A 26,460-nucleotide genomic window follows, 5' to 3' on the forward strand; every position below is an offset into this window, starting at 1 on the left:
CATGAACGGGGCGCCGAGCGGCGCCCCGGAACGTTACGACGCCTCGGGCTGCAACAGCGCCTCCACCGCGCGTTGCGCAGCCACCAGATGCTGGCCGCCGAACAGGTTGCTGCGGTTGAGCAGGTAGTACAGCTGATACAGCGGCTGGCGCTCGATAAACCCGGCACCCAGCGGCCACACGCTCTGATAGCCGTCGTAGATCTGCGGCGGCAGCTCCGGATACAGCGGCAGCATCGCCAAATCGCACTCTCGGTCGCCCCAGTAACTGGCCGGGTCGAACAGAATCGGCCCGTTGGCGGTCATCGCGCAGTTGCCCGGCCACAGGTTGCCGTGCAGCAGGGAAGGTTGCGGCTGGTGGTGCTGCAAGCGCAGATACACCCGATCGACGATGTCGTCGATATCGCCGAAGGTCATGCCTTTCTCCGCCGCCAGCTGCAGCTGCCAGCCGATGCGCTGCTCGGCGAAGAATTCCGACCAGCGGCGCTGCCAGGCGTTGGGTTGCGGGGTGGTGGTCAGATCGCTGTCGAAGTCGAGACCGAACTGCGGTTGCTCGCTCCACTGGTGCAGATGCGCCAGCTGCTGGCCCAGGCAGTAGGCGCCGTGGGCGTCGAGGGGTTTCAGCTGCTGATACTCCAGCAGCAGGAAGCTGTAGTCGCGATCGCTGCCGACGCCGTACACTTCCGGCACCCGCACGCTTTTGCTGCGCGCCAGCAACGCCAGCTGATCGGCCTCGGCGGTGAATATAGGCAGTTGTTCCCGGGCGTCGCATTTCACGAACACCTCGTTGTCACCGTAACTCACGCGCCACGCCGGGTGAATGTCGCCCCCGGGCAGTTCAATCCTTTCGCGTATCTCTGCGCTGCCAAGATGTTCACTTAACAGACGGCTAACGGCTTGCCACATGGTATCTCCCCCTCTGTGCTGCCTGATAATTCATTAGGTTAGCGTCTTTCCCGTGGTGAAAACACGACGCGGCGCACAGCCGGCGTCAAAGGCGGCGATTTTTTCAGCGTCTCGCCAGCTCAAAGTATATACCCTATTGATTAATTTAAGCGCAATACCGGTTGCAACTTGATGACAACAACGCAATGAGCGGGGGCAGGCGATGCGGCGAGCAGAGGGCATCGCCGCATCGAAGGGAATTAACCGCCGGTGAGGGCGGTTTGGTTACGCTGTAACGGACGCAGCTTGCTGTACAACAAGGCGATAACGAACAGCACGGCCTGTACGATGACGATGCAGGGCCCGGTGGCGCCGTCGATGTGGAAGCTGATCAGGGTGCCAAGCACGCAGGAGAACACCGACACCACCGTCGCCACCACCAGCATGCGTTCGAAGCGGCGGCACAGCATAAAGGCGATGATGCCCGGGGCGATCAGCATGGCGATCACCAGGATCACCCCCACGGCCTGCAGCGAGGCGACGATGGTCATCGCCAGCAGGCACAGCAGCCCGTAGTGCAGCAGCTTGACCGGCAGGCCAATCACCCGCGCATGATGCGGATCGAAGCAGTACAGCATGAAGTCTTTGCGCTTGAGCAGCACCACCGCCAGGGTGATGCCGGCGATCAGCAGGGTTTGCTTCAGCTCGCCGTCGGTAATGCCCAGCATGTTGCCGAACAAAATGTGGCTCAGGTGCTGGTCGGTATCGATGCGCGAGAACAGCACCAGTCCGAAGGCGAACATGCCGGAGAAGACGATGCCCATCACCGTGTCTTCTTTCACCCGGCTGTTCTCTTTCAGGTAACCGGTGGCTACCGCACAGAAGATGCCGGAAAGGAAGGCGCCGATCGCCAGCGGAATGCCGACCACGAACGCCACCACGATGCCGGGCAGCACCGCGTGCGAGATGGCGTCGCCCATCAGCGACCAGCCTTTGAGCACCAGGTAGCAGGAGAGCACGGCGCACACTACGCCGGTGACGATGGCGGCGACGATCGCCCGCTGCATGAACGGGTAGGCGAAGGGTTCGCTGAGCAGTTGATACAGAGTGTCCATCAGCGGCCTCCGGTTTGCGAATGCGCCACGCGGCGCCGGGACGCCAGCAGGCCGTGTTTCGGCGCGAAGAAGAACGCCGCGAGGAATACCAGCGTTTGCAGGGTGACGATCACCCCCCCGGTGGCGCCGTCGAGGAAGAAGCTCAGGTAGGCGCCGATGCCGCTGGTCAATGCGCCGATGATGATGGCGATGATCACCAGCCGGCTGAAGCGATCGGTCAACAGATAGGCGGTAGCGCCCGGCGTGATCACCATGGCGATCACCAAAATGGCGCCGACGGTTTGCAGCGCGGCGACGGTGCAGGCGCTGAGCAGGGTGAAGAACAGGATCTTCAGCCGCAGCGGCGACAGGCCGATCGACACCGCGTGGCTTTCGTCGAAGAACACCGCCAGCAGGTCTTTCCACACCAGGCACAGGATCAGCAGCGAAACGCCGATGATGATTTCCACCTGCAGCACGTCTTCGTCGGCGATGCCGAGGATGTTGCCGAAGATGATCGACTGCACGTTGACCGAGGTGGGGTTGAGCGACACGATCAGCAGGCCGACGGCGAAGAAGGTGGAGAAGATAAAGCCGATGATGGCGTCTTCGCGCAGCCGGGTGATGTGGCGCACCAGCGTCATCGCCAGCGCCGCCAGCATGCCGGTAAAGAAGGCGCCGGCGGCGTAGGGCAGGCCGAGGGCGTAGGCGCCGGCCACGCCGGGCACCACCGAGTGCGACAGCGCATCGCCCATCAGCGACCACCCTTTCAACATCAGGTAGGCGGAGAGGAACGCGCAGGCGGCGCCGACGATGGCGCTGACCCAGATGGCCTTCACCATGTAGTTGTAACTGAAAGGTTGCAGCAGAAGGTCCAGCATCAGGATTGTTTCTCCCTGGCCTGGCTGTTGGCCGGCGGATCGCTCTTGGTGTGGCCGTAGAACACCGCCGGGCGCTCATCGTCGGTCAATACCGTAACGGTGCGCGGATCGTTGTCGTCGTGCAGATCCGGGCCGGAGAGGTTGATATGGCGCAGCACGCCGCCGAACGCCTGCTCCAGATTGCTCTGGGTGAAGGTGGTTTCGGTCGGGCCGGCGGCCAGCACCGTGCGGTTGATGAGGATCACCCGATCGCAAAACTCCGGCACGCTGCCGAGGTTGTGGGTGGAGACCAGGATCAGGTGCCCCTCGTCGCGCAATGCGCGCAGCAGATCGATAATGGCATTCTCGGTTTTCACATCCACGCCGGTGAACGGTTCATCCAGCAGCAGCACGGTGCCCTGTTGCGCCAGCGCGCGCGCCAGAAACACGCGCTTCTTCTGGCCGCCCGACAGCTCGCCGATCTGCCGGCCGCGCAGCTCGCTCAGGCCGACGCGCTCCAGCGCCTTGTCGACCCGCAGCCGATCCTCGCGCGACGGAATGCGCAGGAAGTTCATCTTGCCGTAGCGGCCCATCATCACCACGTCTTCCACCAGCACCGGGAAATTCCAGTCGACGTCTTCGGTCTGCGGCACGTAGGCGATCAGATTCTTTTTCAGCGCCTCCGCCACCGGTTTGTCGCTCAGCGACACCCGGCCGGCGGTGGGCCTGACCAGGCCCATGATGCTTTTGAACAACGTCGACTTGCCGCTGCCGTTGACGCCGACCAGCGCGCAGATCGAACCGCCGCTCAGGGTAAAGCTGGCGTTGTGAATGGCGGTGTGTCCGTTGTTGTAGGTCACTGTGACGTCGTCCACGTTCAACTCAGGGCGGACAAACGGTTCATGGGTCATTGATCGAATCCTTTGGCGATGGTTTGCACGGTGGTGTTAAGCAGGTCGATGTAGGTCGGCACCGGACCGTCGCGGGTGGACAGCGAGTCTACGTACAGCACGCCGCCGTATTTGGCGCCGGTTTCTTTCGCCACCTGTTTGGCCGGCTTGTCGGAAATGGTGCTCTCGCTGAACACTACCGGAATATGGTGGGCGCGCACTGCGTCGATCACCCGGCGCACCTGCTGCGGCGAGCCTTGCTCATCGGCGTTGATCGGCCACAGATAGACTTCTTTCAGCTGATAGTCCTGCGCCAGGTAGCTGAAGGCGCCTTCGCTGGTCACCAGCCAGCGCTGTGCGGCCGGAATGCGCGCCAGGCGTTCGCGCAGCGGGGCGTCCAGCGCGCCGATTTTCTCTGCGTAGGCTTTGGCATTGCGGTTATAGGTTGCCGCGTTGGCCGGATCGTGCTCCACCAGCGCTTTGCGGATGTTCTCGATGTATACCAGCGCGTTGCTCGGCGACATCCAGGCGTGCGGATTAGGGTTGCCGTTATACGGCCCTTCGCGGATCGGCAGCGGGGTAATGCCTTCGGTGACTACCGCCGCCGGCACCTGCTTGATGTTTTCGAAGAAACGCTGGAACCAGCGTTCCAGGTTCATGCCGTTCCACAGGATCAGGTCGGCGTGCTGCGCTTTGACGATATCGCGCGGGGTCGGTTGATAGTCGTGGATCTCGGCGCCCGGCTTGGTGATGGATTCTACCACGGCGGCATCACCCGCCACGTTCTGGGCGATGTCCTGAATGATGGTAAAGGTCGTCACCACGCGCAGCTTTTTTTCCGCCAGCGCGTTTTGGCTGACCAAGGCGGCGCCGAGCAGCAGGCAGGCGAGCGTGAAAGGGCGTAACAGTGTGGCAGCGCGGAAAGGGCGACTGCGACGAAAAGCGCAACTTATCAATGGCATGATGACGTCTCCTGGTTCAAATGAAAATGATTATCAATATCAATTGAAGCGAAGTCAAGCGTCACTTGCCCACCGCCGGCGGGGTACATCTCCAACTGAAAAAATAATACCCTCCGGGAAGTTATAGCATTTTATGTATCAGTATGTAACCGCTGAAGGTAGTCCTTACAGGCGCATATCGCCACCTCCGGCTGTTTTCCCAATGCCAACTGCCCGAACCCCTGCGCCAGGCGCTGTACATCCTCTTGATCCAGCGCGGTTATGAACGCAAAACTGTTGCTGCCGAGCTCATGGTGCACGCCATTTTCGTCTGTCACCGACGTGACAAAACCTTCGCGCGTCAATTGCCCGGTCAGCTTCGCCAGGTCGGTTAATCCCTCTTCCTGATAGCGAAAAGTCACCACAAAGCAGTTTGTTGCAGATTGACTCATAAATCACCTCTTGGTATATGGATAGCTTGAGATTAGCCCAAAAAATTACTGCAGGTGTCCTTACAAGTTGTATATGCTACGCAACTCATTGAAAGGAGTGAGGGATTCTGTGAAAACAAAAATAGGTTGCCTTACGGCAATTTTGCTTTTGTCGGGGTGCGCCAAAGATCCGCAAACGGCAAGCAATATTTCAGGCAGTGGCACAACGCGCGGCGGTTGGTTAAAACCCCCTCCGCAGGCACCGGTAAACCGCACAGGCACGCCGGTTGCCTATAACGATTACATTCGTCAGGCCGCCAGCAACTACGGCGTTGACGAAACGCTGATTAAAGCGATTATTCAGGTGGAGTCCGGGTTTAACCCGAACGTGGTCAGCACCTCGAACGCAGTGGGATTGATGCAGCTTAAGGCTTCTACCGCCGGCCGCGACGCCTATCGCATGAAAGGACGAAGCGGGCAACCCAGCTCGCGTGAGCTGAAGGATCCGGCGGTCAATATTGATCTGGGAACGGCCTATATCAATATTCTTCAAAGCCAGCAGCTAGCCGGGATCAACAACCCACAGACTTTGCGTTATGCCACCATCGTTTCGTACGTGAACGGGGCGGGGGCCATGTTGCGTACCTTCTCATCGGACAAGCGCGTGGCGGTCAATCGCATCAATCAGATGAGCCCGGATGAGTTTTATCAGCACATCCAGAAAAAGCATCCGGCGCCACAGGCACCGCGCTATTTGTGGAAGGTGACCACCGCCTATCAGGCGATGTCGCAGTAACCCTCTCTCTTGTCGAATCGGCCGCTGAACGCGGCCGATTTTGTTTCCGGCACCGTTCCAGCGCGCGAGCTGCTTCTCATTTTTCGTTATTTCCTCACCGCTTATCGGAAAAACCGCACGAAAAGTTAAATTTACGTTAGCAGATAAATCTTTACGTTCATTCAATAAGTTACCGGTAACATTTTTGCGCTTGGATGCATTCTGACCTTCAATAAATATACAAATAAGTAACAAATTATTTTAAAAACCCGTATCGATCGCAAGGTTGCGGTTAAATAGTTGTGACTATCTTTGGATGGAATGTGACATGTCGAATCATAAAACCAACAATTCGCGGCGCGATTTCTTGTTGAAATCGATGACCTTAATTCCTGCGGCGGTAATTGGTGGCAGCGGCGTTGGCGCGCTGACGGCACCGACACCGGCGGTCGCGGCCTCGAACACCTCAACGCAGAACGATTACCAACCGACCTTTTTCACCCCGGAAGAGTGGGCCTTCATCAAGGCCGCCGTGGCGCGCCTGATCCCGGCCGACGAGCGCGGCCCAGGCGCACTGGAAGCCGGCGTGCCGGAGTTTATCGATCGCCAGATGAATACCCCGTACGCCACCGGCGCCATCTGGTACATGCAGGGGCCGTTCAACCCCGATGTGCCGAAGGAGATGGGCTATCAGCTGCCGCTGGTGCCCAAGCAAATCTACAACCTCGGCATCAGTGACGCCGACGCCTACAGCAAGAAAACCGCCGGCAAGGCCTTCGCCGAACTGGATGGCGCGCAGCAAGACGCCATGCTGCAAAAGTTCGAGTCCGGCGAGGCGGAGTTCCCGCAGCTGCCGTCGAAACTGTTCTTCTCCTATCTGCTGCAAAACACCCGCGAAGGTTTCTTCAGCGATCCCATCCATGGCGGCAACAAAGACATGGTGGGCTGGAAGCTGATTAATTTTCCGGGCGCGCGCGCCGATTTTATGGACTGGGTTGAGCGAGGGGAGCGTTATCCCTTCCCGCCGGTCTCGATTCGTGGGGAGAGGGGCTAAGCATGGCAACGGTAATGAAAAAAGTAGACGCGGTGATCGTCGGCTTCGGCTGGGTGGGCGCGATCATGGCCAAAGAGCTGACCGAGGCCGGCCTCAACGTGGTGGCGCTGGAGCGCGGCCCGATGCGCGATACCTATCCGGACGGGTCTTATCCGCAGGTGATCGACGAGCTGACCTATAACATCCGTCGCAAACTGTTCCAGGATCTGTCGAAAAGCACCGTCACCATTCGCCATAACAGCAGCCAGACCGCGGTGCCTTACCGCCAGCTGGCGGCGTTCCTGCCGGGCACCGGCGTCGGCGGCGCCGGTTTGCACTGGTCGGGCGTGCATTTCCGCGTCGATCCGATCGAACTGCGCATGCGCAGCCACTATGAAGAGCGCTACGGCAAAAACTTCATTCCGAAGGACATGACCATCCAGGACTTCGGCGTGACCTACGACGAGCTGGAACCGTTATTCGACAAGGCGGAGAAAGTGTTCGGCACCTCCGGCACCGCCTGGACCATCAAAGGGCAGAAAGTGGCGCAGAAGGGCGGCAACCGCTTTGCGCCGGATCGCTCCGACGATTTCCCGCTGCCGGCGCAGAAAAATACCTACTCCGCCCAACTGTTCGAGAAAGCGGCGCTGGAGGTGGGTTACCACCCTTACAACCTGCCGTCCGCCAACACCTCGGATTCTTACACCAACCCGTACGGCGCGCAGATGGGCCCGTGCAACTTCTGCGGTTTCTGCAGCGGCTACGCCTGCTACATGTATTCCAAGGCCTCGCCGAACGTCAACATCTTGCCGGCGCTGCGCATGGAGAAACGCTTCGAGCTGCGCACCAACGCCAACGTGCTGAAGGTCAACCTGACCGACGACAAGTCCCGCGCCACCGGCGTGAACTACGTCGATGCGCAGGGGCGCGAGATTGAACAGCCGGCCGATCTGGTGATCCTGGGCGCGTTCCAGTTCCACAACGTGCACCTGATGTTGCTGTCCGGCATCGGCAAGCCTTACGATCCGGTGACCGGCGAGGGTGTGGTCGGGCGTAACTTCGCCTACCAGAACATGACCACCATCAAGGCGTTCTTCGATAAAGACGTGTTCACCAACCCGTTTATCGGCGCCGGCGGCAACGGCGTGGGCGTGGACGACTTCAACGCCGACAACTTCGACCACGCCAAAGAAGGCTTCGTCGGCGGTTCGCCGTTCTGGGTCAACCAGGCGGGCACCAAGCCGATCTCCGGTCTGCCGACGCCTCCGGGCACCCCGGCCTGGGGCAGCAAATGGAAAGCGGCGGTGGCGGATGCTTACACTCACCACGTTTCGATGGACGCCCACGGCGCGCACCAGTCGTACCGCAACAACTATCTGGATCTCGATCCCAACTACAAGAACGTCTTTGGCCAGCCGCTGCTGCGCATGACGTTCGACTGGCAGGAGAACGACATCAAGATGGCGCAGTTCATGTACGACAAGATGGCGCCGATCGCCAAGGCGATGAACCCGAAACTGATCGCCGGCAGCCCGAAAAACGCCAACAGCCACTTCGACACCACCAGCTACCAGACTACCCACATGAACGGCGGCGCGGTGATGGGGGAAGATCCGAAGACCAGCGCGGTCAACCGCTATCTGCAGAGCTGGGACGTGCACAACGTGTTCTCGATCGGCGCATCGGCCTTCCCGCAGGGGCTGGGCTACAACCCGACCGGCACCGTGGCGGCGCTGGCTTACTGGTCTGCCCGCGCCATTCGCGAGCAGTATCTGAAAAACCCAGGCCCATTGGTGCAGGCATAAGGACGGCGAACGATGAAAGCATTTGTACCGGCACTGGTTCTCAGTGCAGTGAGTTTTTCCGTTTGGGCGCAGGACGCCACCGTCAGCAGCGAGCTGATCAAGCGCGGTGAATACCTGGCGCGCGCCGGCGACTGCGTGGCCTGCCACACCGACGGCAAGAGCGGCAAAACCTTCGCCGGCGGCCTGGCGATGGAGACGCCGATCGGCACCATCTACTCCACCAACATCACGCCGGACAAGAAAACCGGCATCGGCGATTACAGCTTCGAGGATTTCGACAACGCGGTGCGTAAGGGCGTAGCCAAAAACGGCAGCACCCTGTATCCGGCGATGCCGTACCCGTCGTTCGCGCTGGTGAAAGAAGACGACATGCGCGCCATGTATGCCTATTTCATGCACGGCGTGCAGCCGGTGGAGCAGGCCAACAAGGATTCCGACATCCCGTGGCCGCTGTCGATGCGCTGGCCGCTGAGCATTTGGCGCGGCATGTTCGCGCCATCGCCGGCGGACTTCGTCGCCGACGCCAAGGCCGATCCGATCATCGAGCGCGGCCGCTACCTGGTGGAAGGCCTGGGCCACTGCGGCGCCTGCCATACCCCGCGCAGCATCACCATGCAGGAAAAAGCGCTGAGCAACAGCGAAAGCGACGATTACCTGTCCGGCAGCAACGCGCCGATCGACGGCTGGGTGGCTTCCAGCCTGCGCGGTGATAACAAGGACGGCCTGGGCAGCTGGAGCGAAGCCGAGCTGACCGAGTTCCTGAAAACCGGCCGTAACGACAAGGCGATCGTATTCGGCGGCATGAGCGACGTGGTGGAGCACAGCCTGCAATACCTGAGCGATGACGATCTGACCGCTATCGCACGCTACCTGAAATCGCTGCCGCCGAAAGACGGCAAGCAGCAGGCGGCGCCGGTCGAAGACAGCGTGGCCAAGGATCTGTGGCGCGGCGACGACAGCAAGCCCGGCGCGGCGCTGTATGTCGATAACTGCGCGGCCTGCCACCGCACCGACGGGGTGGGTTACAAGCGCGCCTTCCCATCGCTGAAGGGCAATCCGGTGGTGCAGACCGAGGACGCGACCTCGCTGATCCACATCGTGCTGACCGGCAACACCACGCCGGCGGTGCAGGGGGCGGTGTCCAACATCACCATGCCGCCGTTCGGCTGGCGTCTGAACGATCAGCAGGTGGCGGACGTGGTGAACTTCATCCGCACCAGCTGGGGCAACAGCGCCAAACCGGTGAGCGCCTCCGACGTGGCCGACGTGCGTAAAGACCGCTCGATGATCCGCGACGAGAAGGAGATGGGCAGCGCCGAGGTGCCGGACCATCCGGACGCGAAGAAGTAAACCGTTTAAGGGCTCCGCAAGGGGCCCTTAGTTTTTACTGGGTGCGCCGGTTTTTTCAGCATTTCCTGTTCGTAAATCGTTCGTTCGGCCGATAAAACATAGACCCGCAACGGATTTTTCATTATCCTTTGCCGTCCTTTCATCAGGCGCAAGTATGAAATATCGCTTTAATTCACTGATTATTATTAAAAAATTCGCGGAGAAGGATATCCCGTTAGGCGCAATCGTTGGCGCCGCAGATTAAGGTAGACTGTCTCATGAGTACGATTTCTCCCGATTCAGGCACGCTGACGGCCGCTCAGCCCGCCAAATGGAACAAAACCGACACCGTCTGGATGTTCGGTCTCTATGCCACCGCGGTGGGCGCCGGCACGCTGTTCTTGCCGATCAACGCCGGCCTGAACGGCCCGCTGGTGCTGCTGTTGATGGCGCTGTTCGCTTTCCCGCTGACCTATTTGCCGCACCGCGCGCTCAGCCGCTTCGTGCTTTCCGGCTCCAGCCGCGACGGCAATATTCACGATGTGGTGGTCGAACACTTCGGCGTACTGGCCGGCAAAATCATCATGATGCTGTATCTGATGGCGTTCTTCCCGATCGTGCTGGTGTACAGCATTTCGATCACCAATGCGCTGGACAGCTTCCTGATCCACCAGTTCCACGTGGCGCCGCTGCCGCGCATCTGGCTAAGCCTGGCGGTGGTGGTGGTGCTCAATCTGGTGCTGCTGCGCGGCAAAGACAGCATCGTGGCGGCGATGGGCATGCTGGTGTTCCCGCTGTTGGTGTTCCTGATGGGCATTTCGCTGTACCTGATGCCGAGCTGGAATACCGCCAATTTCGTTCACGGCCTGGCCGCCACCCGCTTCGACACGCCGGGGCTGTGGCATTCGCTGTGGCTGGCGGTGCCGGTGATGGTGTTTTCCTTCAGCCATGCGCCGATCATCTCTTCCTTCGCCTCGACCCAGAAGAGCCTGTATGGCGATAAGGCGGAACGCCGCTGCGCGCGCATCATGCGCTACAGCTATGTGCTGATCTGCGTCACCGTGCTGTTCTTCGTGTTCAGCTGCGTGCTGAGTTTGTCCCATGAAGACATGCAGCAGGCGAAAGATCAGAACATCACGGTGCTGACCACCCTGGCCAACAAGTTTTCCAACCCGCTGATCGCCTATCTCGGCCCGGTGATGGCGATGCTGGCAATGGCGAAATCCTATCTCGGCACCTCGCTGGGGGTCACGGAGGGGGCGACCAGCCTGATCGACGGCGTCACGCGCGCGGTCGGCAAACCGCTCAGCTCGCGCATGACGCACCGCATCTCGGCGGTTTCGCTGTTCCTGCTCACCTGGGCGGCGACGGTGTGGAACCCCAGCGCGCTGCACATCATCGAAACCATCAGCGGCCCGCTGATTGCGGCTATCCTGTTTATCCTGCCGATGTACGCGGTGCGCGCGGTGCCGGCGATGCGCAAATACCGCGCGGCGAGCAACGTCTTCGTGCTGGTGATGGGCCTGATCGCGCTGTCGGCGCTGATTTACGGCCTGGTGTGATCCCCTGGGCGCGCCGCCTTCGGCGCGCCTCTCAATCCTGCGTTACACATCCCTTTGCAATTAATCGCCGGGTTGCCGGGCGTTATCTTTGATAATGCAAGCCATTCTCATTAGTATTTCCTGATTGCGTTCATGACTAAGGAGTCTTTCGTGCACCGTCGAATCACGTTGCCGGCGCTGATTTGCGCCGCCTTACTCGCCTCTCCGGCGATGGCCACCACCTATCCGCTGACCCTGACCGACACCTCCGGCCAGACCCTCACCCTCCAGCAAGAACCGAAACGTATCGTGGTGCAGGACGGGCGCGACATTCTCACGCTGGCGCTGCTCGATCGCGCCAACCCGTTCGGCCGGCTGGTGGCCTGGAATAACCTGCTGAAGAAAAGCGACGCGGCGACCTGGGATATCTTGCAGAGCAAATGGCCGGCGGCGAAAAACATCATCGATATGGGATTCAGCGACAAAGGTGAAGTGAATCTGGAGAGCGTGATCGCCAAGCGGCCCGATCTGATGATCGCCCAGCTGCGTTCCAAACCTTCGCTGAGCCAAACCGGCGTGCTGGATAAGCTCAAGGCGCTGAACGTGCCGGTGCTGTTTATCGACACCATGCTCAAGCCGGTGGAAAACACGCCGAAAAGCGTGACGCTGCTGGGGGAAACCCTCAACCGGGAAAGTGAAGCCAAGCAATATACCGATTATTATCAGCAGCATTATCAGGCCATTCTGGCCAAGACGCAGGCGGTGGAACCCAAGCCGCTGGTGTTCTTTGAAGCCAAGGCCGGCCTGAACGGGCTGGAGTCCTGCTGCTTCACCCATGCGCACGTCGGCTGGGGCGCGTTGGTGGAAGCGGTCGGCGCGCGCAATATCGGCTCTGCGCTGTTGCCGGGCGCGACCGGCGACGTGGCGCTGGAAAAGGTGATCGCCATGAAACCGGATGCCTACATCGTTTCCGGCTCGCAGTGGGCCAGCAAGACCAACGCCGCGGTGCCGTTCGGCTATGGCGTCACGCAGCAGCAGGTGGATGAGGCTTTCAATCGCATGAAACAGCGCCCGGGCTTCGCGCAGGTGTCGGCGGTGAAAGAAGGGCGGTTCTACGGCATCTACCATAACTTCTACAACCATCCGTACAACATTGTCGGGTTGGAGTATCTGGCGAAGTTTATCTATCCGGCGCAGTTCCCGGATCTGGATCCGGCCAAGACCTACAGCGAGATCCTCAGCCGCTTTACCGAAGTGCCGGAAGGCAAGGGCATTTTGGGCGCGCAGGCGCCGACGGGGAAATAACGGCAACGGGCGCGACGACGCGCCCGTTTTTGATCTTTAAGCGGCGGCCGGCGTATAGGTGGAGATGATCTCCAGCACGCCGTTGATGATGAACTGCACGCCCATGCACACCAGCAGGAAGCCCATCAGGCGCGAGATCGCCTCGATGCCGCTTTTCCCCACCAAGCGCATGATGGCGCCGGAACTGAGCAGGCAGCCCCACAGGATCACCGCGACCGTCAGGAAGATGGCGACCGGCGCCACCGCCAGCACCCAGGGTTCAAAACCCAGCGTGTTATCTTTGACGCTCGACGCTGAGCTGATGATCATCGCGATGGTGCCCGGCCCGGCGGTGCTCGGCATGGCGAGCGGCACGAAGGCGATGTTGGCCGAGGTCTTATGGCGCAGCTCGTGCGACTTGCTCTCCACCTCCGGCGCCTCATCGGCGCTTTGTTGCGGGAACAACATGCGGAAACCGATGAAGGCGACGATCAGGCCGCCGGCGATGCGCAGGCCGGGGATCGAAATGCCGAAGGTGTTCATCACCACCTGCCCGGCGTAAAACGCCACCGTCATGATGCAGAACACATAAACCGAGGCCATCAGCGACTGCTGATTACGCTCTTCGCGCGTCATATTGCCGGACAACCCGAGCAGCAACGCCACCGTGGTCAGCGGGTTGGCCAGCGGCAACAGCAGCACCAAACCCAGTCCGATGGCCTGGAATAACTGCAAAATACCCGTCATAAAAAACTCCCTGTGCAACGTTCAAGCCGCCACGCGGCGGCCCATGAGCTGAACAGCCTAGCCTGCCGTGCGCCTGGCGGCAATGGGGACAGCTCGTAACGTTCATTAACCGTCGGCCGGCGTTTTATCACTGCCGTTGCACTCGCCGGTGAGCTCCGGTCCATCCTCGCACCCCAGTGGCGCTTCATTGACCGCAATCGCCCGCGGCACCGAACGCTAGCCAAAATGCACCCGCCCATACAACGTCGCTAATACTGGGTACATATTATTAATTATTTTTAACTGTTTTTACCGTTTAACCGCTTAAGAGATTAAACACTTCTATACTGGTAAGGCTTTGTGGCATTTCTTCATAATCGAAAAGCTTAAAAGGAGTTTTACTATGGAAGTGGCAAAAGAATGGGTAGCGGCGAAAAAAATCTCCTGGGGCAGCGTCATCGGTGGTGTGATCACCGTATTGGCTGTTTCACTGTTGCTGTCGACGTTGGGCACCAGTTTGGGATTTTCCATCGTGGATCCGACATCAGACGATCCGATCAACGGAGCCGGTACCACCGTAGTGATTTGGTCCGCTGTTTCAATCATCATTAGCTTGGCTGCCGGCGCTTTTATTGCCGGACGTTTGGCTGCTAATGACGGCCTTATTCATGGCTTCCTGGTATGGGCTACGTCACTGATTGTGGCGGCGGTGTTGGGTGGAATGCTGGTCGGGTCTGCAGTGAAGGCCACCGGTAATGCGCTGGGTGCTATCGCTTCGACCTCTGGCAGTTTGCTTTCCGGCGCCGGTTCCGCGATTGGCAAAGGGGCAACCGGGTTGGCAGACGTGGGCGGTAAGGTGTTTGACAAGTTGGGTATCGACACCACGTTGGAACCTGAACAGCTGCATGGTGATGTGGTTACGGCGCTCAAAAAAAGTGGTATTCCGTCATTGCAGCCTGAATTCATGCAGCAACAGTTGAATGCGGCCAAGACTGATTTGGCAGACGCAGTAAAAGCCCTGGCACTTCAGCCTGACAATAGCGATGCGATTATTAAGCAACTGGTCGACAAGCTTAAAAAACATGGTGAGGCCATCTCGCAAGATGTGGATCAAGACACACTGAAAAAAGCTCTGGTTGAAAATACCAATATGACGCCGCAGGAAGTGGACCAGACGGTGAAGAATTTGGTCGACGCCAAAAATAAAACTGCGCAGCTGGTTAATCAGCGCTTGGATGAAGCCGAAGCAAAAATCAATCAGGCAAAACAGGAGTATGCTGAGCTGAAACAGAAGGCGCGCGAACAGGCTGCCGCGGCTGCGGACGAATTGTCTCGGGCTGCCCTGTGGTCATTCTTTGCGTTGTTGATTGGCGCAGTGGTCAGTGCATTGGCAGGCTTGTGGGGCGTTAACACCAATGCCCGACGTGTAACCGTATCATCTCCGCAGGCGTAATCTCCAGGCTCGTTTGCGCGTCTCGATGATATGGGGATGAGAGCCTGAAATACCGACGACGATGAAATGACAGCCAGGAAAGACTGGCGCCTACCCCGGCCATGTGCCGGGGTTTTTATTGTTTGCGGCGTGATTAATGACCACCTTAATCGCTGTGTAGGGTATTAGGCATCAATTGCCACGATCCCTGGGGACAGGTGGATAACATAGATGCGCTGTAAATAATAATGAGTGTGATTATGAAACAAGAACTGCATATTTTGCTGGGGAAAGCCGTTGCCTTTCTGCTCTACTGCGCTTTTTTGGCGGCCTTGGTCGGCCTGGTATTTATCGACGTACACTGGCTGCATAATTTCGTGCATGAAACCTCGCTGACCGAAGCGGCGCAGGAGCTGTTGCTGCTCGCCATCTCCGGCGGTTTCTTCGCCGTGGCCCGGCGGCAGGCTGAACGCCGCTCCGCCTGGATGCTGGTCGGCGGTTTCTTTCTCTGCATGCTGATCCGCGAGATGGATTTCGCCTTCGATGCGCTGTGGCACGGCGCCTGGGTGTGGTTCGCGCTGGCGGTCGCCTTGGCCTGCCTGGTGCATGCAGCGCGGCACATCGCGGCGACGGTGCGCGGCCTGGCCTATTTCGTGACGCATCCCGCCTACGGCATGATGTGCGCCGGCCTGCTGTGCATTCTGGTGTTTTCACGCCTGTTCGGCATGAGCGCGCTGTGGCAAACGCTGATGCTGGACGGCTACAACCGGGTGGTGAAAAACATGGTGGAAGAGGGCTGCGAACTGCTGGGCTACGGCCTGTGCCTGCTGGCCACCCTCAGCTACATGAAAACCGTTTTTGCGCCGGCTGACGCGAAAGCGTGAGGGCGGCGCTTTATTTATCCGGAACAATTTTAGTGATACTATTCGCTTAGCCGAATGTGGCTGAGAAGGTATGCGTTCCATTCTGTATACCCAGTGAGGTTTCAATCTGGCAATTGTGGGCGAGATCTGAAACCTGGCTGACCAAACCCAAAATCCAATTTTCGTACTGCATGTGATCTGTCGTGTAAGCAATGCTCGGCAGTTCACGTGATTCCATTCTGTTTCAAATTCCCCCATCAACTCACTGTGGTGCTTGAAAAAGCCCTTGGCTAGTGATTCAATCCGTTTCATGTGATTTCAATCCAAGCCACTAAAATTGTGTACATACCTGTGTACATAATTGGAGATGTACACAGTGCTCACCGATGCCAAACTCCGCAAGCTTAATGGAAAACCCATCCCAAAACTGATCGAGATGCCTGACGGCGGCGGCCTGTCTATCCGTATAACCCCACTTGGGCTGATTGTCTTCCAGTATCGATACCGGTACGCAGGTAAGGCACGCCGCATGACGCTTGGAAATTACGACGAAATTTCGCTCAAAGAAGCGCGCGATATGGTTCAAGAGGCCAAGCGCGTCTTAGCCGAAGGGAAAGACCCCATCACAGTGAAATCCATGACGCTGGAGGAGATCGCTGGCGCAGCCTCTGTGAAAGACTGTCTATCTTATTGGACTGCCAGCGCTCAGGCTCAGCGCCTTGTGAAATTGCAGTATTGGGAGAGGGCATTTGAGCGGCATGTAATCCCATATGTCGGCGATATGATTGTGGATGAAATGCAGATATCTCACTGGCAGCCAGTTTTCAAAAGGATGAGAACGAATGGGGCGGAAACCTTTGCTGGTATCATGCTTTCAAAGCTAAAGCAGGTGTTTTCGTATTGCTTGAGAACGGAGAAGATTCGCGTTAATCCGATCGCCGCATTGCGAATTAGCGATGTTGGAAAACCTGTCGGCGTGGTTAAACGGTATTTCAGCGATGATGAGATAGGAGCTTTTTGGTTGGCTCTTGAAGGTTCTCGGATTGTTCACCAGAACAAGATCTTCATTAAATTGTTGCTGCTTACAGGATGTCGTGGAGTTGAGCTAAGGAAGGCAAAGAAGGGTGAGTTTGATGTGAAAAACAGAACGTGGCGCGTTCCTGCGGAAAATTCAAAAACGCGCCAGCCGTTTGTGAGAGGACTATCAGGGGACGCCGCAAAGCTAATTGAGGAGGCTATGTCGCTATACCCGAACATATCGCAATTGTTCCCGCCGGCGATTGTGCAGGGCGATCGCCCTATGTCAGCAGGTGTTCTATTGAACATGGCGGAACAGCTTAGGAATGAGATGGGAGTTCATGACTGGGCAATGCATGATCTACGCCGCACTGCAAAAACTAAAATGAGCGAATTAGGGATTGAGCCCCACGTATCCGAAAAGGTGCTGGGGCATAAACTCGGTGGAGTTCTGGCGGTATATGACCAGCATTCATATCTCAAAGAGCAGCAAAATGCGCTGGATATTTGGGCCGCTCATGTGGCGTCCTGCGTTTCATCAATGAGGCCTTGAGCGCGGAAAAATCGTATAACGTCGCAATATCTATACTGCTCGCCGCCATGGATTGGATTGGTGCCAGGAGCTGGTTTCGGGAACGGTGTACCAGCCTTTTCCCACTGCTTTTTCCTGCGCCAAAAGGTGGTTCGTGATATACCGCCCAACTGCTGCTGTATACCTTCGCGGGTGATCAATACTGGCTGAATTGGCAGGTTGCTCTTAGTCATGGCTTATCTCTCTGTAAAACGCCCATTCAGCATGCCGATCGTGTAGTTGAATCGCGGCAAAGAAATGCCGAGCAGTTCGACCTGTGCGAAATGCTTCATGATGATAGGGCGGAAAAAGGGGGGGATATAGAAAGGTATGTAGTGCTTTGCTAAAACTCTTACTTAATAAATTGAAATTTATTGATTGAAAAATTCTAACCCTAAATAGCTTTCCGAGATATTCAGGGTGTGATTAAGATGCTGGTGAAAACTGTGTTCTTTACATTAGAAGATGTGTGGTGCGCTCTAAATTATTTTTTTATAATCTTGTCGCGAATTTTATCAAGTTTTCTCTTTGTATTTATTTGCATTTGAATGTTTCCCGGGTCAATATGTGTGGTATGCTCTATGTAATAGTTTAAGCCTCTTGCATCCTTCCAGTAGATTAACCAGTCTCCAGTAACGCTATTAGGTTTGCTGAAAATATTGTTTACCTCTTTCGTGATTAAATTGCTAATTTCATTTAGTACGCTCCCTATGTTGTTTTTTTTAACTTTATCACTTGCTAATATGGCGTTTGTTAGTGAGGGGCTGTCTTTTTTTTCACTTGTAATGCCGTTATGCTTTGCGTATTTTGTGAGAATTGCGTTTGTGGCTTTATCAATGACTTCATTTGCACTTGGATTCTTGCCCAAGCTCGTTTTATCTTTCGATATGTTATTGTATGCTCTGGTGAGGTGTTCTTCTCCTACATGTATATGGAAGTAGCCTTTTAAACAGCCTTTAAGTTCTCTTTCTTTATGCTTCATTGCTTTTGCTTCATTTGAAACATCAAGTCCTTCGAGCAGTTTAATCGCTTCACATATCCCTCTTGAAACAATGTTATTGTTGTGGGGTGTAAAGGTTGCCTTTGCTTTTAGTTCAGCTGATATTCTATTTAGTAACTCACTTTCAAACATTGAAATCATAATGCTATCCAAGTCTATTTTGATTAACAAAATTTTATATTTTCCATTTTTAGTATGCGAAGTCAAATTATTACGTTGTTTTTTATTTTGTCACTCTTTGAGATTATATTTCTGCGAATGATTTTATTTGTTTGTTATTAGTGCGCTAATTTGTTGTTTTGTTCTATTTGCTTGATCGTTGTTTGTGTGGGTTTGTTTTGTTTTTATGGTTATAATATTGAGGTGAAAGTTGGTCTTTTTAAGGAGGAGAGTGTGAAAAATAATTTTATAGACTGGTTGTTATGGTCGGTTGAACGTGTGGGAGAGGGGTACTTTGGTCACTCCGAGCGTGTTTACTGCTATGAGTTATATCATCTTATGCGTGCAAAAATGCACATGCATGAAGAAAATGAACCTGGCTCCCTTGATGAAGTGTTTTTGCATTCTGAACCAGTAAAGGTTGTTCTAAATAGCGAAAAAGCAGAGCATTTAGAAGTGTGGCCTTTGAGAATGCGGAGAATGCCGGATTTTATTTTACATTCTCCTGGTGATTTTAATCATCAAATTGCAACCATGGAGGTTAAAGTTGTAAGGCTTTCGTACGAGGCGTTGGTTGACGATCTGCTGAAACTTACAGAGATGATAGGTAGTTATAAATATCAATTGGGAGTTTTTCTTTGTATAAATAATTCAATGGGGCTCATTGTTGAACACATTAGAACGATTATTGAATCGCAAGTGCAAATTAATGATGATATACAAATTGTTATTAAGCCAAGTTTTCATGAGGATATAATTATTAAAAGTGTAGGGGAGCTTATAGCCGAGTTAAATGAAGAAGATTCAGTGGAGCCAAGTCATTAACGCCATTGGTATCTTGCAGATTCTATGTAATCTTGGTTTGACTTAGTATCTTGTCTAAGACTGTATCATTCACGGAGGGCAATAGTCTTCGCCTAATATTCGTACAAATTAAAGTACAACTGAGCTTCGTTACGTGGTAAAGCGTCTCAACATGAACCGTCGTCACTGAATAATCAGGTAGGATAACATTGAAGCATTACTTCCTCTTAACTGCCTGTAGAACGGTACTCATCGAGAATGGCGAGCACATCAAGCTGAGTGCCGGCGGGAAGGATGTAGGCAGTTTTGCCGTCGATTTCGCGGACTTCGGCCTGAGCCATGAGCGTGACGAGCTTGCGTGACTTTGGCGCACTAAATTTGGGTGCGATAAAGGATTTTGTTACCTTCTTCTTGCCCGCGGCTTTGGCTTTTTCGACGTCGCCAGCCAGCACCTTGCCAGCTTGCTCGCCATGCTCTTTTACACGCTCAACAGCGGCATCAACTGCAACGGCGCCATCTTTGACCAGCGTCTGAACATCGTGATTTGCCTGGGTGAGGGCAAGCAGCTTATCGACTGTGGCGCGGCTTTTTCCGACCAGCGCGGCGATCTCATCTGGTGATAGGTTGAAGCCTGCGAGCTCTTTTACCACCTGCGATTGCTCGTATGGGATAAGCGCCAGCTGGCTATTGCTGTTCATGATGCGCGCTATGCGCTCCACGTCGCTACCAGTGAAAGGCAGAATGGCTATCCACTCAACGGGCTTTCCCGCGTCACGGCAACGCAAATAGGCGCGGTGCCGGCGGTGGCCCTCAACAATCCAAACGCCGCCTTCATCGCGTGGTCGAACCTCAAGCGGAGGAACCGGCTTTCCTGATGACAGGTGATTGAACAGGTCATCATCAGCGGCCTGTGTGCGCTCATCGTCTACGCGCTTGTTGAAACCTTCCTGAACGTGAATATCATCCAGTTTGATGAACATCCCGGAGTCTGTGCGCTTCAGCGTTCCGTTGTTCTTCATTTGCTTGAATGAGTTCGCCATGCATTAACTCCAGACCGCGCCGGCAGTCAGCAGGCACAGGGTAAAAATGAGAAGGTAGAAAAGGTGTTTGCCGTGGTGGCGCTTAGGTGCGAAATCGCCCCCGGTCAGGTCGTACTTGTGCTGAATACGGGCGTTGAGGCTTACCATGTTGGCCTCCGCTGCTGAGTGTGCAGGCGGCGCTGCAGTGTTCTAATGTTCTGGCGGACGACGTAAACCGGCGCGCAGGTGTCGGAGCAGACGAGGATCCTCACGGCCTTATATCTGCCGTCTTCGTAGCGCTGAATGCTCACTGCTTTTTTCTCTACGTCGCGCGTCTGGCCGCAGTGCTCACAGCGTTGGGTAGTGGTTTGCATAACATGTCCTCTCAATGAAATTCACATGGGCAAAGGCGCTGCCTGAGTTGATGCACGCGCTCGGTTTCCCTACGGTTCCAGCACACTGGAGCAGGGCAGCGCCTTTGGTGATGTGAAAAAAAGAGCCCCGGCGAGCGGGGCAAAGGATGTGACAAGGGAAGTGGTACTGAGCAGGCTTGTGATTTCTCACGCACCTGGTGGCGCATCGAACCGGGGCTTTATACTGTGTAGGTTAAAAGGTGAACCGAAACGATACGCCACCAGATAAGTGAGACGCCGGCGTTAACCGGCGAAATAAAAACCGACACCAGCCCAGCAGGCAGCGCATAAGACAAACACGCCAAGCCAGACGATTTGATTGAATGTCATGATTGCCTCAGTGCGCCCCGTAGGACGCGGTGCGATTATTCGGCCTGGGCTTCCAGAATCTCAACCTTGCCGTAGTGCGCCCACTTGGCGGCCAGCTTCTTAGCCAAGTCCAGACGGCCACACCAACCGAAGTCGCGCCACTGGTCAGCATACTCACCTTCGCCGGATTTGTTGATTCGCTCTATTTCTGCAAGAACGCAGATTTCGATGTAGTGATCGCGCCCCATATCAGCGATTCTGCGGTGTTCTTCCAGCTGGCTCGGCGTGTTGCTGAATTGAGGGTTTGGGCCAGCCTCTCGCGCGTGGTAATCATAGTTGCGCCCGTGACTTGCCTTGGCTTCTTTTGAGGCCGCGTTCTTTCTGTTTTTCTCAAGGTTGTGTAGCACTACAACCATATGGCTATAGGTGCGCGCGGTCGTGCGCTCGTGGCGCTGGCCGGTTGCGTCGATTGCGAAGTATTTGGTTTTAGCTGCCATCATGAAACCCTCTGCTGTTAGTCGGCCATCTGACGAGCAAACCAGCGTTGCGCGCCTGCTGTAGTTTTAAAATCTCGGCTCTTGGTGAACGTCATCGCGGTAAAAGTGCCGCCGCCGTTCGGGAAAACGCCGGTCTTTACTGTTTCGTTGTTGCTCATATCGTGAGTAGTGTTCATCGCTAATCCTCAGTGGTTTTATGCCTGCCGCCCCACACTGGCAGCGGCAGGGTAAATCCACTCTTTCCCTAAAGAACGTCTCCGGTCGATCCCTCTCGGGGCCGGGGAGTGATTGCATCGCTCACCCCTGGGCGTCTTACTTGTGTGGCTTCCTGCCGGTGACGTTGTTGCTGTCGATGGAGTTGATAATAGCCATTGGTATTTTTAATAGCAATTAGTATTAGAATTAACTCAATAGCAATTGATATAATCATCTGTTTTGAAAGTAAATTTAGTTGGTAAAAATTTGCGCTATGGGGTTTGGATAAGGTCTGTTGTGTGATTTCTGGCAGGGATTAACGCTTTGCAAATTCTTGAGAAAGGATTAAAGTTTGAAAATAACTGTATATATAAACAGTATTTTTGAGTGTTTTTTTACACCCGGGGTTTCATATGATTGAGATGTTAGTGCGGCGTGCGGCGGGAGTGTACGAAAAAGAAACCCTGCCAGGGCAGGGTTTGGGCGGTTACATTCTGAAGTCGCGTAGCAGTAAAACTACAACACCGATCAATGAATCCGGCGCTAGTTCAATCAATGGAACCCTGGCATCGTCAACGGATAAGTATCCATGTGACCCACCATCAACAAAGCGATAAGCAGAAACTGAGTTATTCACTTTTGCTACTACTAAATCCCCGGATCCTGGCGTAGAGGCCGAGTCAGCAATAACAATGGAACCGGCTGGCGCCTCAGCGCATCCGCTATTTCTTTTAAGAATGAAGGCTTTCCATGATGGTTCAGCTTTTCCTTTCGGCGAAATCACAAAGTCATCAGTAGCCCCGCTTTCATCCCATACAGGGATCTGGCTGTATTTTTCAATGCGAGTTGTCATAGGAGGTGATTCACCCTCCATTTCACCAACGCCATTAGCCAGCCAGTCAACATTCACACCAAGGGCATTAGCAATATCGACGAGCCGTCCCGAAGTTTTTGCTTTTCCTTTAGTTAATCGCCAGATGGTCGGCTGAGCAACGCCTGATGCCTCAGCAAGAGCTGCTTGAGTCATGTTGTTGCGTTTGGCCATCGCCATGTTAAGACGTTCTGCAAGTGTTGTTTTCATGCCAGCAAATTTATAGCCACGCGTATTAAGCGTCAAATTCGAATTGCTATTGAAATTGGTAATACGCATTGCTATTATCATCCTTGAATAATACGTTTAAGGATTAAGAGATGAACAAAGCTATTCAAAAAGCTGTAAGCATCGTCGGTAGCCAGCAGAAGCTCGCCTCATTGTGTGGTGTCGCCCAACCGACAGTTTGGCGCTGGCTGCATGGTGGCGGCATTGACGCCCTTTACGTTAAGCGCATCGAAAACGCTACTGGCGGAAAGGTTAAGGCCGTAGAGATTCGTCCAGACCTGTCGGATCTGATTACAACAAACTGATTTTTAACAAGGAAGATTATTACAGATGCAAACCGCAACAACACGCAACGAAGCTCAGGCGATTCAGAGCGACATCATGAGCCGCATTGCAGCAATCGGAGTGACAAGCCTGGCCGGGGCGATCGGCGTTGATAAATCGCAGGTGAGTCGCTGGCAGAGCAAAGGTGGGTTGGTGGAGAAAGCGAGCCTGCTGCTGGCCGCTACGGGCTTTAAGCGTTCGGAAACCATGCTGACGTTCAGGGGCGAGGAAACCGCAGAGCTGGCGCGCGGGTTAATGGCGATGCTGGAGCACATCCGGGAACCAAAGACGGAATAGGGGGCTTTATGGCCTGGGGCAAGAAGAAAGCCGAGCAGTTGCAGCTGGTCGGCAATCACTTTTCTAACTGGAAGTTCTGCAATGAACAGCCTGATTGTTATCGATATGTCGGCATCTCGTCAAGGGTTGAAAAATGTCCGGCTCGCAAAGCACTGAGCTCGATCGGTATTACACGGACTGGCGGGGCGTGCAGGTTCACGTCATCCGCTGGGATCGCGTTGAGCGCCAGGTCATTTTCACGCGAGAGGGTTATCCGCATGAGTGCATGCAACCCCTTGAAAGGTTCAAAGAGAAATTTAAGCGGGTGGATGTATGAGCATGATCCTGATGGCGCAGGCTATGAGCATCAAAGTGGGCAACCCACTGCGCAAGTTGGTGCTGATCAAGATAGCTGATAACGCGAACGACAAGGGCGAATGCTGGCCGTCATATCAGCATGTCGCTGACCACTGTGAGTGCAGTAAGAGCGCTGTGCGGGCGCACATTGAGGCATTGATTAAGATGGGTTTACTCACCAAAGAGAACCGCCTGGGCGTGAATAATGGCAAGGGTAATACCTCGAATCTCTACTATCTGACACTGGATAACCCTGTGCCGTCAGAAAGCATAGCCCCCTGTGCCGTCAAAAAGCATAGCCCTATGCCGTCAAAAAGCACAGGGGTGTGCCAGCAGGTGACACAGGGTGTGCCGTCAGAAAGCACACCCCCTATGCCAGCAGATGGCACCAGAACCAGTCACTCTTTTGAACCAGTCATTGAACCAAAAGAAAATCCCCCCAAAGCCCCCCAAGGTGATGCGGTAGCAGATTACCCATCGGCTGAGGCTGGGGAAGTTCTCGATTTTCTGAATGAAAAAATCAATGGCAGGACGCCAAAGCGTGCCGACACGTTGCGTGAGATTACCGAGCGCCTGGCGGACGGTAACAGCGCCGCCGAACTGAAGCTGGTGGCTGAACACCGCGCAAGTCTGCTGCTGGGCGATCCGAAGATGGGCCACATGCTCAGCGCCAAGATGATTTTTGATGCCGTCCGGTTCGGTGGGTATCTTGCAGCCGCCAAAGCCTGGGATCGTCAGCGTAGCCACAAAGCCGCTATGGCCGAAGCAGTCGAACAGCAGCGCCAAGAGCTGGTGGCCGGTGACGCGCCGGAGATTGATTTCGATGAGGCTTTCGATCGCCTGATCCGTGATGCTGCGATGCCAGAAAATGACGCTGAGAGACGCGCGCAGCAGCAGGTACGCAAGAACGGATTTGGAAACGTTGACGAAAGCAAAGCGCGCCAGCAGTGGCGCCCAATTTTAACCAGAGCTTACGCTATGTCAGGAGTTCAGGCATGAGAGCGATAGTCAAAGCAGCTGTACAGCGTGATCTGGGTATTGCCCTGATCCCGGTTGACGAAAAGCTGGCGTTTCACATGACGGGCCGCGTGATGGTTTCCACGCTGCCGAAAGAATTCAAAGACGCGCCAGAAGGTATCCTGCCGGCCGTTGAGCATGAGATCGCCAACGACCCACGGCTACAGGTTTTTTTCACAGATGAGCGCGTCATCAACGCTTGCGGCGGCGTTAATGCGATTGAAGCCTGGGCGACTCAATTCACGAAATGTCAGTACAGCAAGCACGAACTGCCTGAGACAATTCTGGACACAGAGCGTGTTGGTAATTCGGCCGTTCGCATCTGTCCAGGCTGTTACAAAAAAAGCCTGGGTGTATCGCCGAAGCTGGAAAAAATCGCAGCCCGCAACACTGTGCGCTGGGTGGTGGCAACAGCAAAACACCGCCTGAAGTCAGAAGGACAGCTGACAATCCCTGAGCTGATGCTGTGGGCCATGCTGTCCGGTGTATTCGACCTGATCCCCGATGACGTTGCGCGCACCGTCACCGACTTACCTGAGCCAAAGGTGATCACCGGCACCCGCAAGGAGTCCGAAATGGACTGCACGCCGGCGGCCACTGCGATTATTTCCAAGCAGGCCCAGAAGTGTTTCAAGGTTGATCCTGAAGTCCCTGGCGCCTTTGTGCTGCGTCCGAAGAAAACCCGTGCCGAAGACAGCAAATATACCCGCTGGGTTAAGACTCGCCCCTGCTGCGGTTGCGGTGCTCGCTCAGACGACCCTCACCACATCATCGGCCACGGGCAGGGCGGCATGGGAACAAAGGCGCACGACTTCTTCACTATCCCGCTGTGCCGTAAATGCCACGACGCATTGCACGAGGATGTAGCGGCGTGGGAAGCGGAACATGGTAGCCAGGTTGAGCTGCTGTTTGAGTTCCTGGACTTCTCCTTCGGCATCGGGGCGATCGCATGAAAGAGGTGACCATAACACGCCAGCAATACCGGAACGTCTGCGATGCGCTGCTGAACACTGCCAATCTGAACGAGCAGCTTTCGCTGCTCTCAACCGCTGACAAGCATTCGGAAAAAATTCACCGCCAAGCCAGCAAGCTATTACAAAAAATTCGCCAGCAACTTCAGGAAGCCGTGGAGGGTTAGTATATGAGAGACATCCAGCTAGTTTTAGAGCGATGGGGCGGTTGGGCTTCGGGTGATAGCAGTGGTGTTGACTACTCGCCTATAGCTGCTGGCTTCAAGGGGCTGCTTCCCCAAACCGGACAATCGCGGCTTTCCTGCTGTGATGATGATGGATTAATTATTGACGGCTGCATGGCAAGACTGAAAGCTAGGAAGCCAGATGAGTATGCGTTGATTATCATGCATTACGTATTCAATATGCCAAAACGGTCCATAGCTAGGGTACACAAGAAGGATGAAAAGTTGATTCGGATAGCGATACAAATGGGGGAAAACTTTGTAGAAGGTTGCTTGGCAGCCCTTGATATTACTCTTGAAATGGATCCTGAGGTCTCATAAA

Annotated in this window: 31 protein-coding genes; 17 read left to right on the forward strand and 14 right to left on the reverse strand. The window is 55.3% G+C overall.

Annotated features, from left to right (window positions below; all coding sequences use genetic code 11):
• Positions 1–33 precede the first annotated feature (33 nt).
• The 6 genes from SSARUM2_RS10510 to ghoS form a co-directional block, all read right to left on the reverse strand.
• On the reverse strand, positions 34–903 hold the full coding sequence (locus SSARUM2_RS10510) for a fructosamine kinase family protein (protein WP_033642864.1): 870 nt from the start codon (positions 901–903) through the stop codon (positions 34–36).
• 239 nt (positions 904–1,142) lie between these two features.
• A complete protein-coding gene (locus SSARUM2_RS10515; protein ID WP_033638310.1) occupies positions 1,143–1,997 on the reverse strand; it encodes a metal ABC transporter permease in 855 nt (284 codons plus the stop codon).
• On the reverse strand, positions 1,997–2,857 hold the full coding sequence (gene yfeC / locus SSARUM2_RS10520) for an iron/manganese ABC transporter permease subunit YfeC (RefSeq protein WP_033638311.1): 861 nt from the start codon (positions 2,855–2,857) through the stop codon (positions 1,997–1,999). The genes SSARUM2_RS10515 and yfeC overlap by 1 nt, the downstream gene beginning before the upstream one ends.
• Positions 2,857–3,747 carry a manganese/iron ABC transporter ATP-binding protein gene (locus tag SSARUM2_RS10525; RefSeq protein ID WP_033638312.1) on the reverse strand — a complete coding sequence of 297 codons (891 nt, stop codon included), beginning with the start codon at positions 3,745–3,747 and terminating at the stop codon, positions 2,857–2,859. The genes yfeC and SSARUM2_RS10525 overlap by 1 nt, the downstream gene beginning before the upstream one ends.
• Positions 3,744–4,688, reverse strand: a complete 945-nt coding sequence (locus SSARUM2_RS10530; RefSeq protein WP_033638313.1) for a metal ABC transporter substrate-binding protein — start codon at positions 4,686–4,688, stop codon at positions 3,744–3,746. Before SSARUM2_RS10530 ends, SSARUM2_RS10525 begins: the two co-directional genes overlap by 4 nt.
• 131 nt (positions 4,689–4,819) lie before the next feature.
• Entirely contained in the window at positions 4,820–5,119 is a 300-nt protein-coding gene (gene ghoS, locus SSARUM2_RS10535) for a type V toxin-antitoxin system endoribonuclease antitoxin GhoS (RefSeq protein WP_033638315.1), read from the reverse strand.
• Positions 5,120–5,228: 109 nt separating this feature from the next.
• Between ghoS and SSARUM2_RS10540 the strand changes: the two genes are divergently transcribed.
• The 6 genes from SSARUM2_RS10540 (at position 5,229) to SSARUM2_RS10565 (ending at position 12,886) form a co-directional block, all read left to right on the forward strand.
• Complete coding sequence (locus SSARUM2_RS10540; RefSeq protein WP_004931439.1) at positions 5,229–5,894, forward strand: transglycosylase SLT domain-containing protein; 666 nt, start codon at positions 5,229–5,231, stop codon at positions 5,892–5,894.
• A 307-nt stretch (positions 5,895–6,201) separates the two neighbouring features.
• Positions 6,202–6,927 carry a gluconate 2-dehydrogenase subunit 3 family protein gene (locus tag SSARUM2_RS10545; protein WP_033646320.1) on the forward strand — a complete coding sequence of 242 codons (726 nt, stop codon included), beginning with the start codon at positions 6,202–6,204 and terminating at the stop codon, positions 6,925–6,927.
• Positions 6,928–6,929: 2 nt separating this feature from the next.
• On the forward strand, positions 6,930–8,711 hold the full coding sequence (locus tag SSARUM2_RS10550; protein WP_060452893.1) for a GMC family oxidoreductase: 1,782 nt from the start codon (positions 6,930–6,932) through the stop codon (positions 8,709–8,711).
• Positions 8,712–8,723: 12 nt separating this feature from the next.
• Positions 8,724–10,061, forward strand: a complete 1,338-nt coding sequence (locus tag SSARUM2_RS10555; protein WP_033638319.1) for a cytochrome c — start codon at positions 8,724–8,726, stop codon at positions 10,059–10,061.
• A 257-nt stretch (positions 10,062–10,318) separates the two neighbouring features.
• Positions 10,319–11,602 (forward strand): serine/threonine protein kinase, encoded by a 1,284-nt coding sequence (locus SSARUM2_RS10560; RefSeq protein WP_033638320.1) that lies wholly within the window; start codon positions 10,319–10,321, stop codon positions 11,600–11,602.
• A gap of 150 nt (positions 11,603–11,752) precedes the next feature.
• Positions 11,753–12,886: an ABC transporter substrate-binding protein gene (locus SSARUM2_RS10565; RefSeq protein WP_033646319.1), complete on the forward strand. Its 1,134-nt coding sequence runs from the start codon at positions 11,753–11,755 to the stop codon at positions 12,884–12,886.
• A 36-nt stretch (positions 12,887–12,922) separates the two neighbouring features.
• On the opposite strand, the gene SSARUM2_RS10570 is transcribed toward SSARUM2_RS10565, so the two are convergent.
• On the reverse strand, positions 12,923–13,612 hold the full coding sequence (locus SSARUM2_RS10570) for a MarC family NAAT transporter (RefSeq protein WP_033653915.1): 690 nt from the start codon (positions 13,610–13,612) through the stop codon (positions 12,923–12,925).
• 382 nt (positions 13,613–13,994) lie between these two features.
• On the opposite strand from SSARUM2_RS10570, the gene SSARUM2_RS10575 reads away from it, so the two are divergent.
• The 3 genes from SSARUM2_RS10575 (at position 13,995) to SSARUM2_RS10585 (ending at position 17,456) form a co-directional block, all read left to right on the forward strand.
• Positions 13,995–15,044: a hypothetical protein gene (locus SSARUM2_RS10575; protein ID WP_039566428.1), complete on the forward strand. Its 1,050-nt coding sequence runs from the start codon at positions 13,995–13,997 to the stop codon at positions 15,042–15,044.
• Positions 15,045–15,283: 239 nt separating this feature from the next.
• Entirely contained in the window at positions 15,284–15,907 is a 624-nt protein-coding gene (locus tag SSARUM2_RS10580) for a hypothetical protein (RefSeq protein WP_049234254.1), read from the forward strand.
• A 346-nt stretch (positions 15,908–16,253) separates the two neighbouring features.
• Positions 16,254–17,456 carry a site-specific integrase gene (locus SSARUM2_RS10585; protein WP_060452894.1) on the forward strand — a complete coding sequence of 401 codons (1,203 nt, stop codon included), beginning with the start codon at positions 16,254–16,256 and terminating at the stop codon, positions 17,454–17,456.
• On the opposite strand, the gene SSARUM2_RS10590 is transcribed toward SSARUM2_RS10585, so the two are convergent.
• Both SSARUM2_RS10590 and SSARUM2_RS10595 read right to left on the reverse strand, forming a co-directional pair.
• Complete coding sequence (locus SSARUM2_RS10590) at positions 17,420–17,668, reverse strand: hypothetical protein (RefSeq protein WP_071532844.1); 249 nt, start codon at positions 17,666–17,668, stop codon at positions 17,420–17,422. The two genes, SSARUM2_RS10585 and SSARUM2_RS10590, sit on opposite strands and share 37 nt — an antisense overlap.
• Positions 17,669–17,958: 290 nt before the next feature.
• Positions 17,959–18,615, reverse strand: coding sequence for a hypothetical protein (locus tag SSARUM2_RS10595; RefSeq protein ID WP_154635237.1), 657 nt, complete (start codon positions 18,613–18,615; stop codon positions 17,959–17,961).
• Between the two features lie 252 nt (positions 18,616–18,867).
• Between SSARUM2_RS10595 and SSARUM2_RS10600 the strand changes: the two genes are divergently transcribed.
• A complete protein-coding gene (locus SSARUM2_RS10600; protein WP_060452896.1) occupies positions 18,868–19,458 on the forward strand; it encodes a hypothetical protein in 591 nt (196 codons plus the stop codon).
• Positions 19,459–19,664: 206 nt separating this feature from the next.
• On the opposite strand, the gene SSARUM2_RS10605 is transcribed toward SSARUM2_RS10600, so the two are convergent.
• The 5 genes from SSARUM2_RS10605 to SSARUM2_RS10625 form a co-directional block, all read right to left on the reverse strand.
• A complete protein-coding gene (locus tag SSARUM2_RS10605) occupies positions 19,665–20,477 on the reverse strand; it encodes a chromosome partitioning protein ParB (RefSeq protein ID WP_060452897.1) in 813 nt (270 codons plus the stop codon).
• Between the two features lie 3 nt (positions 20,478–20,480).
• Positions 20,481–20,624: a hypothetical protein gene (locus tag SSARUM2_RS10610; protein ID WP_154582428.1), complete on the reverse strand. Its 144-nt coding sequence runs from the start codon at positions 20,622–20,624 to the stop codon at positions 20,481–20,483.
• 610 nt (positions 20,625–21,234) lie between these two features.
• Complete coding sequence (locus SSARUM2_RS10615) at positions 21,235–21,678, reverse strand: hypothetical protein (protein ID WP_060452899.1); 444 nt, start codon at positions 21,676–21,678, stop codon at positions 21,235–21,237.
• Between the two features lie 14 nt (positions 21,679–21,692).
• Positions 21,693–21,851: a DUF1391 family protein gene (locus SSARUM2_RS10620; RefSeq protein WP_154635239.1), complete on the reverse strand. Its 159-nt coding sequence runs from the start codon at positions 21,849–21,851 to the stop codon at positions 21,693–21,695.
• Positions 21,852–22,357: 506 nt separating this feature from the next.
• Complete coding sequence (locus SSARUM2_RS10625) at positions 22,358–23,020, reverse strand: helix-turn-helix domain-containing protein (RefSeq protein WP_080437567.1); 663 nt, start codon at positions 23,018–23,020, stop codon at positions 22,358–22,360.
• A 41-nt stretch (positions 23,021–23,061) separates the two neighbouring features.
• Here SSARUM2_RS10625 and SSARUM2_RS10630 point away from each other — a divergent pair, with 41 nt between their 5' ends.
• The 7 genes from SSARUM2_RS10630 to SSARUM2_RS10660 all read left to right on the forward strand — a co-directional run bounded on the left by SSARUM2_RS10630 (position 23,062) and on the right by SSARUM2_RS10660 (position 26,459).
• Positions 23,062–23,274: a helix-turn-helix domain-containing protein gene (locus SSARUM2_RS10630; RefSeq protein ID WP_041033757.1), complete on the forward strand. Its 213-nt coding sequence runs from the start codon at positions 23,062–23,064 to the stop codon at positions 23,272–23,274.
• A 25-nt stretch (positions 23,275–23,299) separates the two neighbouring features.
• Positions 23,300–23,590, forward strand: a complete 291-nt coding sequence (locus tag SSARUM2_RS10635; RefSeq protein ID WP_041033759.1) for a CII family transcriptional regulator — start codon at positions 23,300–23,302, stop codon at positions 23,588–23,590.
• Between the two features lie 133 nt (positions 23,591–23,723).
• Entirely contained in the window at positions 23,724–23,906 is a 183-nt protein-coding gene (locus SSARUM2_RS10640; RefSeq protein ID WP_060452900.1) for a DUF4222 domain-containing protein, read from the forward strand.
• A complete protein-coding gene (locus SSARUM2_RS10645) occupies positions 23,903–24,925 on the forward strand; it encodes a helix-turn-helix domain-containing protein (protein WP_154635240.1) in 1,023 nt (340 codons plus the stop codon). The genes SSARUM2_RS10640 and SSARUM2_RS10645 overlap by 4 nt, the downstream gene beginning before the upstream one ends.
• Entirely contained in the window at positions 24,922–25,896 is a 975-nt protein-coding gene (locus SSARUM2_RS10650; protein WP_060452901.1) for a DUF968 domain-containing protein, read from the forward strand. Before SSARUM2_RS10645 ends, SSARUM2_RS10650 begins: the two co-directional genes overlap by 4 nt.
• Positions 25,893–26,081, forward strand: a complete 189-nt coding sequence (locus SSARUM2_RS10655) for a hypothetical protein (protein ID WP_060452902.1) — start codon at positions 25,893–25,895, stop codon at positions 26,079–26,081. Before SSARUM2_RS10650 ends, SSARUM2_RS10655 begins: the two co-directional genes overlap by 4 nt.
• Positions 26,082–26,084: 3 nt before the next feature.
• Complete coding sequence (locus SSARUM2_RS10660) at positions 26,085–26,459, forward strand: antiterminator Q family protein (RefSeq protein ID WP_060452903.1); 375 nt, start codon at positions 26,085–26,087, stop codon at positions 26,457–26,459.
• The last annotated feature ends 1 nt before the right edge of the window (position 26,460 follow it).

It is taken from the genome of Serratia sp. K-E0102 (assembly GCF_029962625.1).
In the GTDB taxonomy this organism is placed as follows: Bacteria; Pseudomonadota; Gammaproteobacteria; order Enterobacterales; family Enterobacteriaceae; genus Serratia; species Serratia sarumanii.

What these genes read in the sequence shown, in the direction of transcription:
- SSARUM2_RS10510 (WP_033642864.1), bottom strand. Translation starts at nt 903, where the DNA reads ATGTGGCAAGCCGTTAGCCGTCTGTTAAGTGAACATCTTGGCAGCGCA.
- SSARUM2_RS10515 (WP_033638310.1), bottom strand. Translation starts at nt 1,997, where the DNA reads ATGGACACTCTGTATCAACTGCTCAGCGAACCCTTCGCCTACCCGTTC.
- yfeC (WP_033638311.1), bottom strand. Translation starts at nt 2,857, where the DNA reads ATGCTGGACCTTCTGCTGCAACCTTTCAGTTACAACTACATGGTGAAG.
- SSARUM2_RS10525 (WP_033638312.1), bottom strand. Translation starts at nt 3,747, where the DNA reads ATGACCCATGAACCGTTTGTCCGCCCTGAGTTGAACGTGGACGACGTC.
- SSARUM2_RS10530 (WP_033638313.1), bottom strand. Translation starts at nt 4,688, where the DNA reads ATGCCATTGATAAGTTGCGCTTTTCGTCGCAGTCGCCCTTTCCGCGCT.
- ghoS (WP_033638315.1), bottom strand. Translation starts at nt 5,119, where the DNA reads ATGAGTCAATCTGCAACAAACTGCTTTGTGGTGACTTTTCGCTATCAG.
- SSARUM2_RS10545 (WP_033646320.1), top strand. Translation starts at nt 6,202, where the DNA reads ATGTCGAATCATAAAACCAACAATTCGCGGCGCGATTTCTTGTTGAAA.
- SSARUM2_RS10550 (WP_060452893.1), top strand. Translation starts at nt 6,930, where the DNA reads ATGGCAACGGTAATGAAAAAAGTAGACGCGGTGATCGTCGGCTTCGGC.
- SSARUM2_RS10555 (WP_033638319.1), top strand. Translation starts at nt 8,724, where the DNA reads ATGAAAGCATTTGTACCGGCACTGGTTCTCAGTGCAGTGAGTTTTTCC.
- SSARUM2_RS10560 (WP_033638320.1), top strand. Translation starts at nt 10,319, where the DNA reads ATGAGTACGATTTCTCCCGATTCAGGCACGCTGACGGCCGCTCAGCCC.
- SSARUM2_RS10570 (WP_033653915.1), bottom strand. Translation starts at nt 13,612, where the DNA reads ATGACGGGTATTTTGCAGTTATTCCAGGCCATCGGACTGGGTTTGGTG.
- SSARUM2_RS10575 (WP_039566428.1), top strand. Translation starts at nt 13,995, where the DNA reads ATGGAAGTGGCAAAAGAATGGGTAGCGGCGAAAAAAATCTCCTGGGGC.
- SSARUM2_RS10580 (WP_049234254.1), top strand. Translation starts at nt 15,284, where the DNA reads ATGAAACAAGAACTGCATATTTTGCTGGGGAAAGCCGTTGCCTTTCTG.
- SSARUM2_RS10585 (WP_060452894.1), top strand. Translation starts at nt 16,254, where the DNA reads ATGTACACAGTGCTCACCGATGCCAAACTCCGCAAGCTTAATGGAAAA.
- SSARUM2_RS10590 (WP_071532844.1), bottom strand. Translation starts at nt 17,668, where the DNA reads ATGACTAAGAGCAACCTGCCAATTCAGCCAGTATTGATCACCCGCGAA.
- SSARUM2_RS10595 (WP_154635237.1), bottom strand. Translation starts at nt 18,615, where the DNA reads ATGATTTCAATGTTTGAAAGTGAGTTACTAAATAGAATATCAGCTGAA.
- SSARUM2_RS10605 (WP_060452897.1), bottom strand. Translation starts at nt 20,477, where the DNA reads ATGGCGAACTCATTCAAGCAAATGAAGAACAACGGAACGCTGAAGCGC.
- SSARUM2_RS10610 (WP_154582428.1), bottom strand. Translation starts at nt 20,624, where the DNA reads ATGGTAAGCCTCAACGCCCGTATTCAGCACAAGTACGACCTGACCGGG.
- SSARUM2_RS10615 (WP_060452899.1), bottom strand. Translation starts at nt 21,678, where the DNA reads ATGATGGCAGCTAAAACCAAATACTTCGCAATCGACGCAACCGGCCAG.
- SSARUM2_RS10620 (WP_154635239.1), bottom strand. Translation starts at nt 21,851, where the DNA reads ATGAACACTACTCACGATATGAGCAACAACGAAACAGTAAAGACCGGC.
- SSARUM2_RS10625 (WP_080437567.1), bottom strand. Translation starts at nt 23,020, where the DNA reads ATGCGTATTACCAATTTCAATAGCAATTCGAATTTGACGCTTAATACG.
- SSARUM2_RS10630 (WP_041033757.1), top strand. Translation starts at nt 23,062, where the DNA reads ATGAACAAAGCTATTCAAAAAGCTGTAAGCATCGTCGGTAGCCAGCAG.
- SSARUM2_RS10635 (WP_041033759.1), top strand. Translation starts at nt 23,300, where the DNA reads ATGCAAACCGCAACAACACGCAACGAAGCTCAGGCGATTCAGAGCGAC.
- SSARUM2_RS10640 (WP_060452900.1), top strand. Translation starts at nt 23,724, where the DNA reads ATGTCCGGCTCGCAAAGCACTGAGCTCGATCGGTATTACACGGACTGG.
- SSARUM2_RS10645 (WP_154635240.1), top strand. Translation starts at nt 23,903, where the DNA reads ATGAGCATGATCCTGATGGCGCAGGCTATGAGCATCAAAGTGGGCAAC.
- SSARUM2_RS10650 (WP_060452901.1), top strand. Translation starts at nt 24,922, where the DNA reads ATGAGAGCGATAGTCAAAGCAGCTGTACAGCGTGATCTGGGTATTGCC.
- SSARUM2_RS10655 (WP_060452902.1), top strand. Translation starts at nt 25,893, where the DNA reads ATGAAAGAGGTGACCATAACACGCCAGCAATACCGGAACGTCTGCGAT.
- SSARUM2_RS10660 (WP_060452903.1), top strand. Translation starts at nt 26,085, where the DNA reads ATGAGAGACATCCAGCTAGTTTTAGAGCGATGGGGCGGTTGGGCTTCG.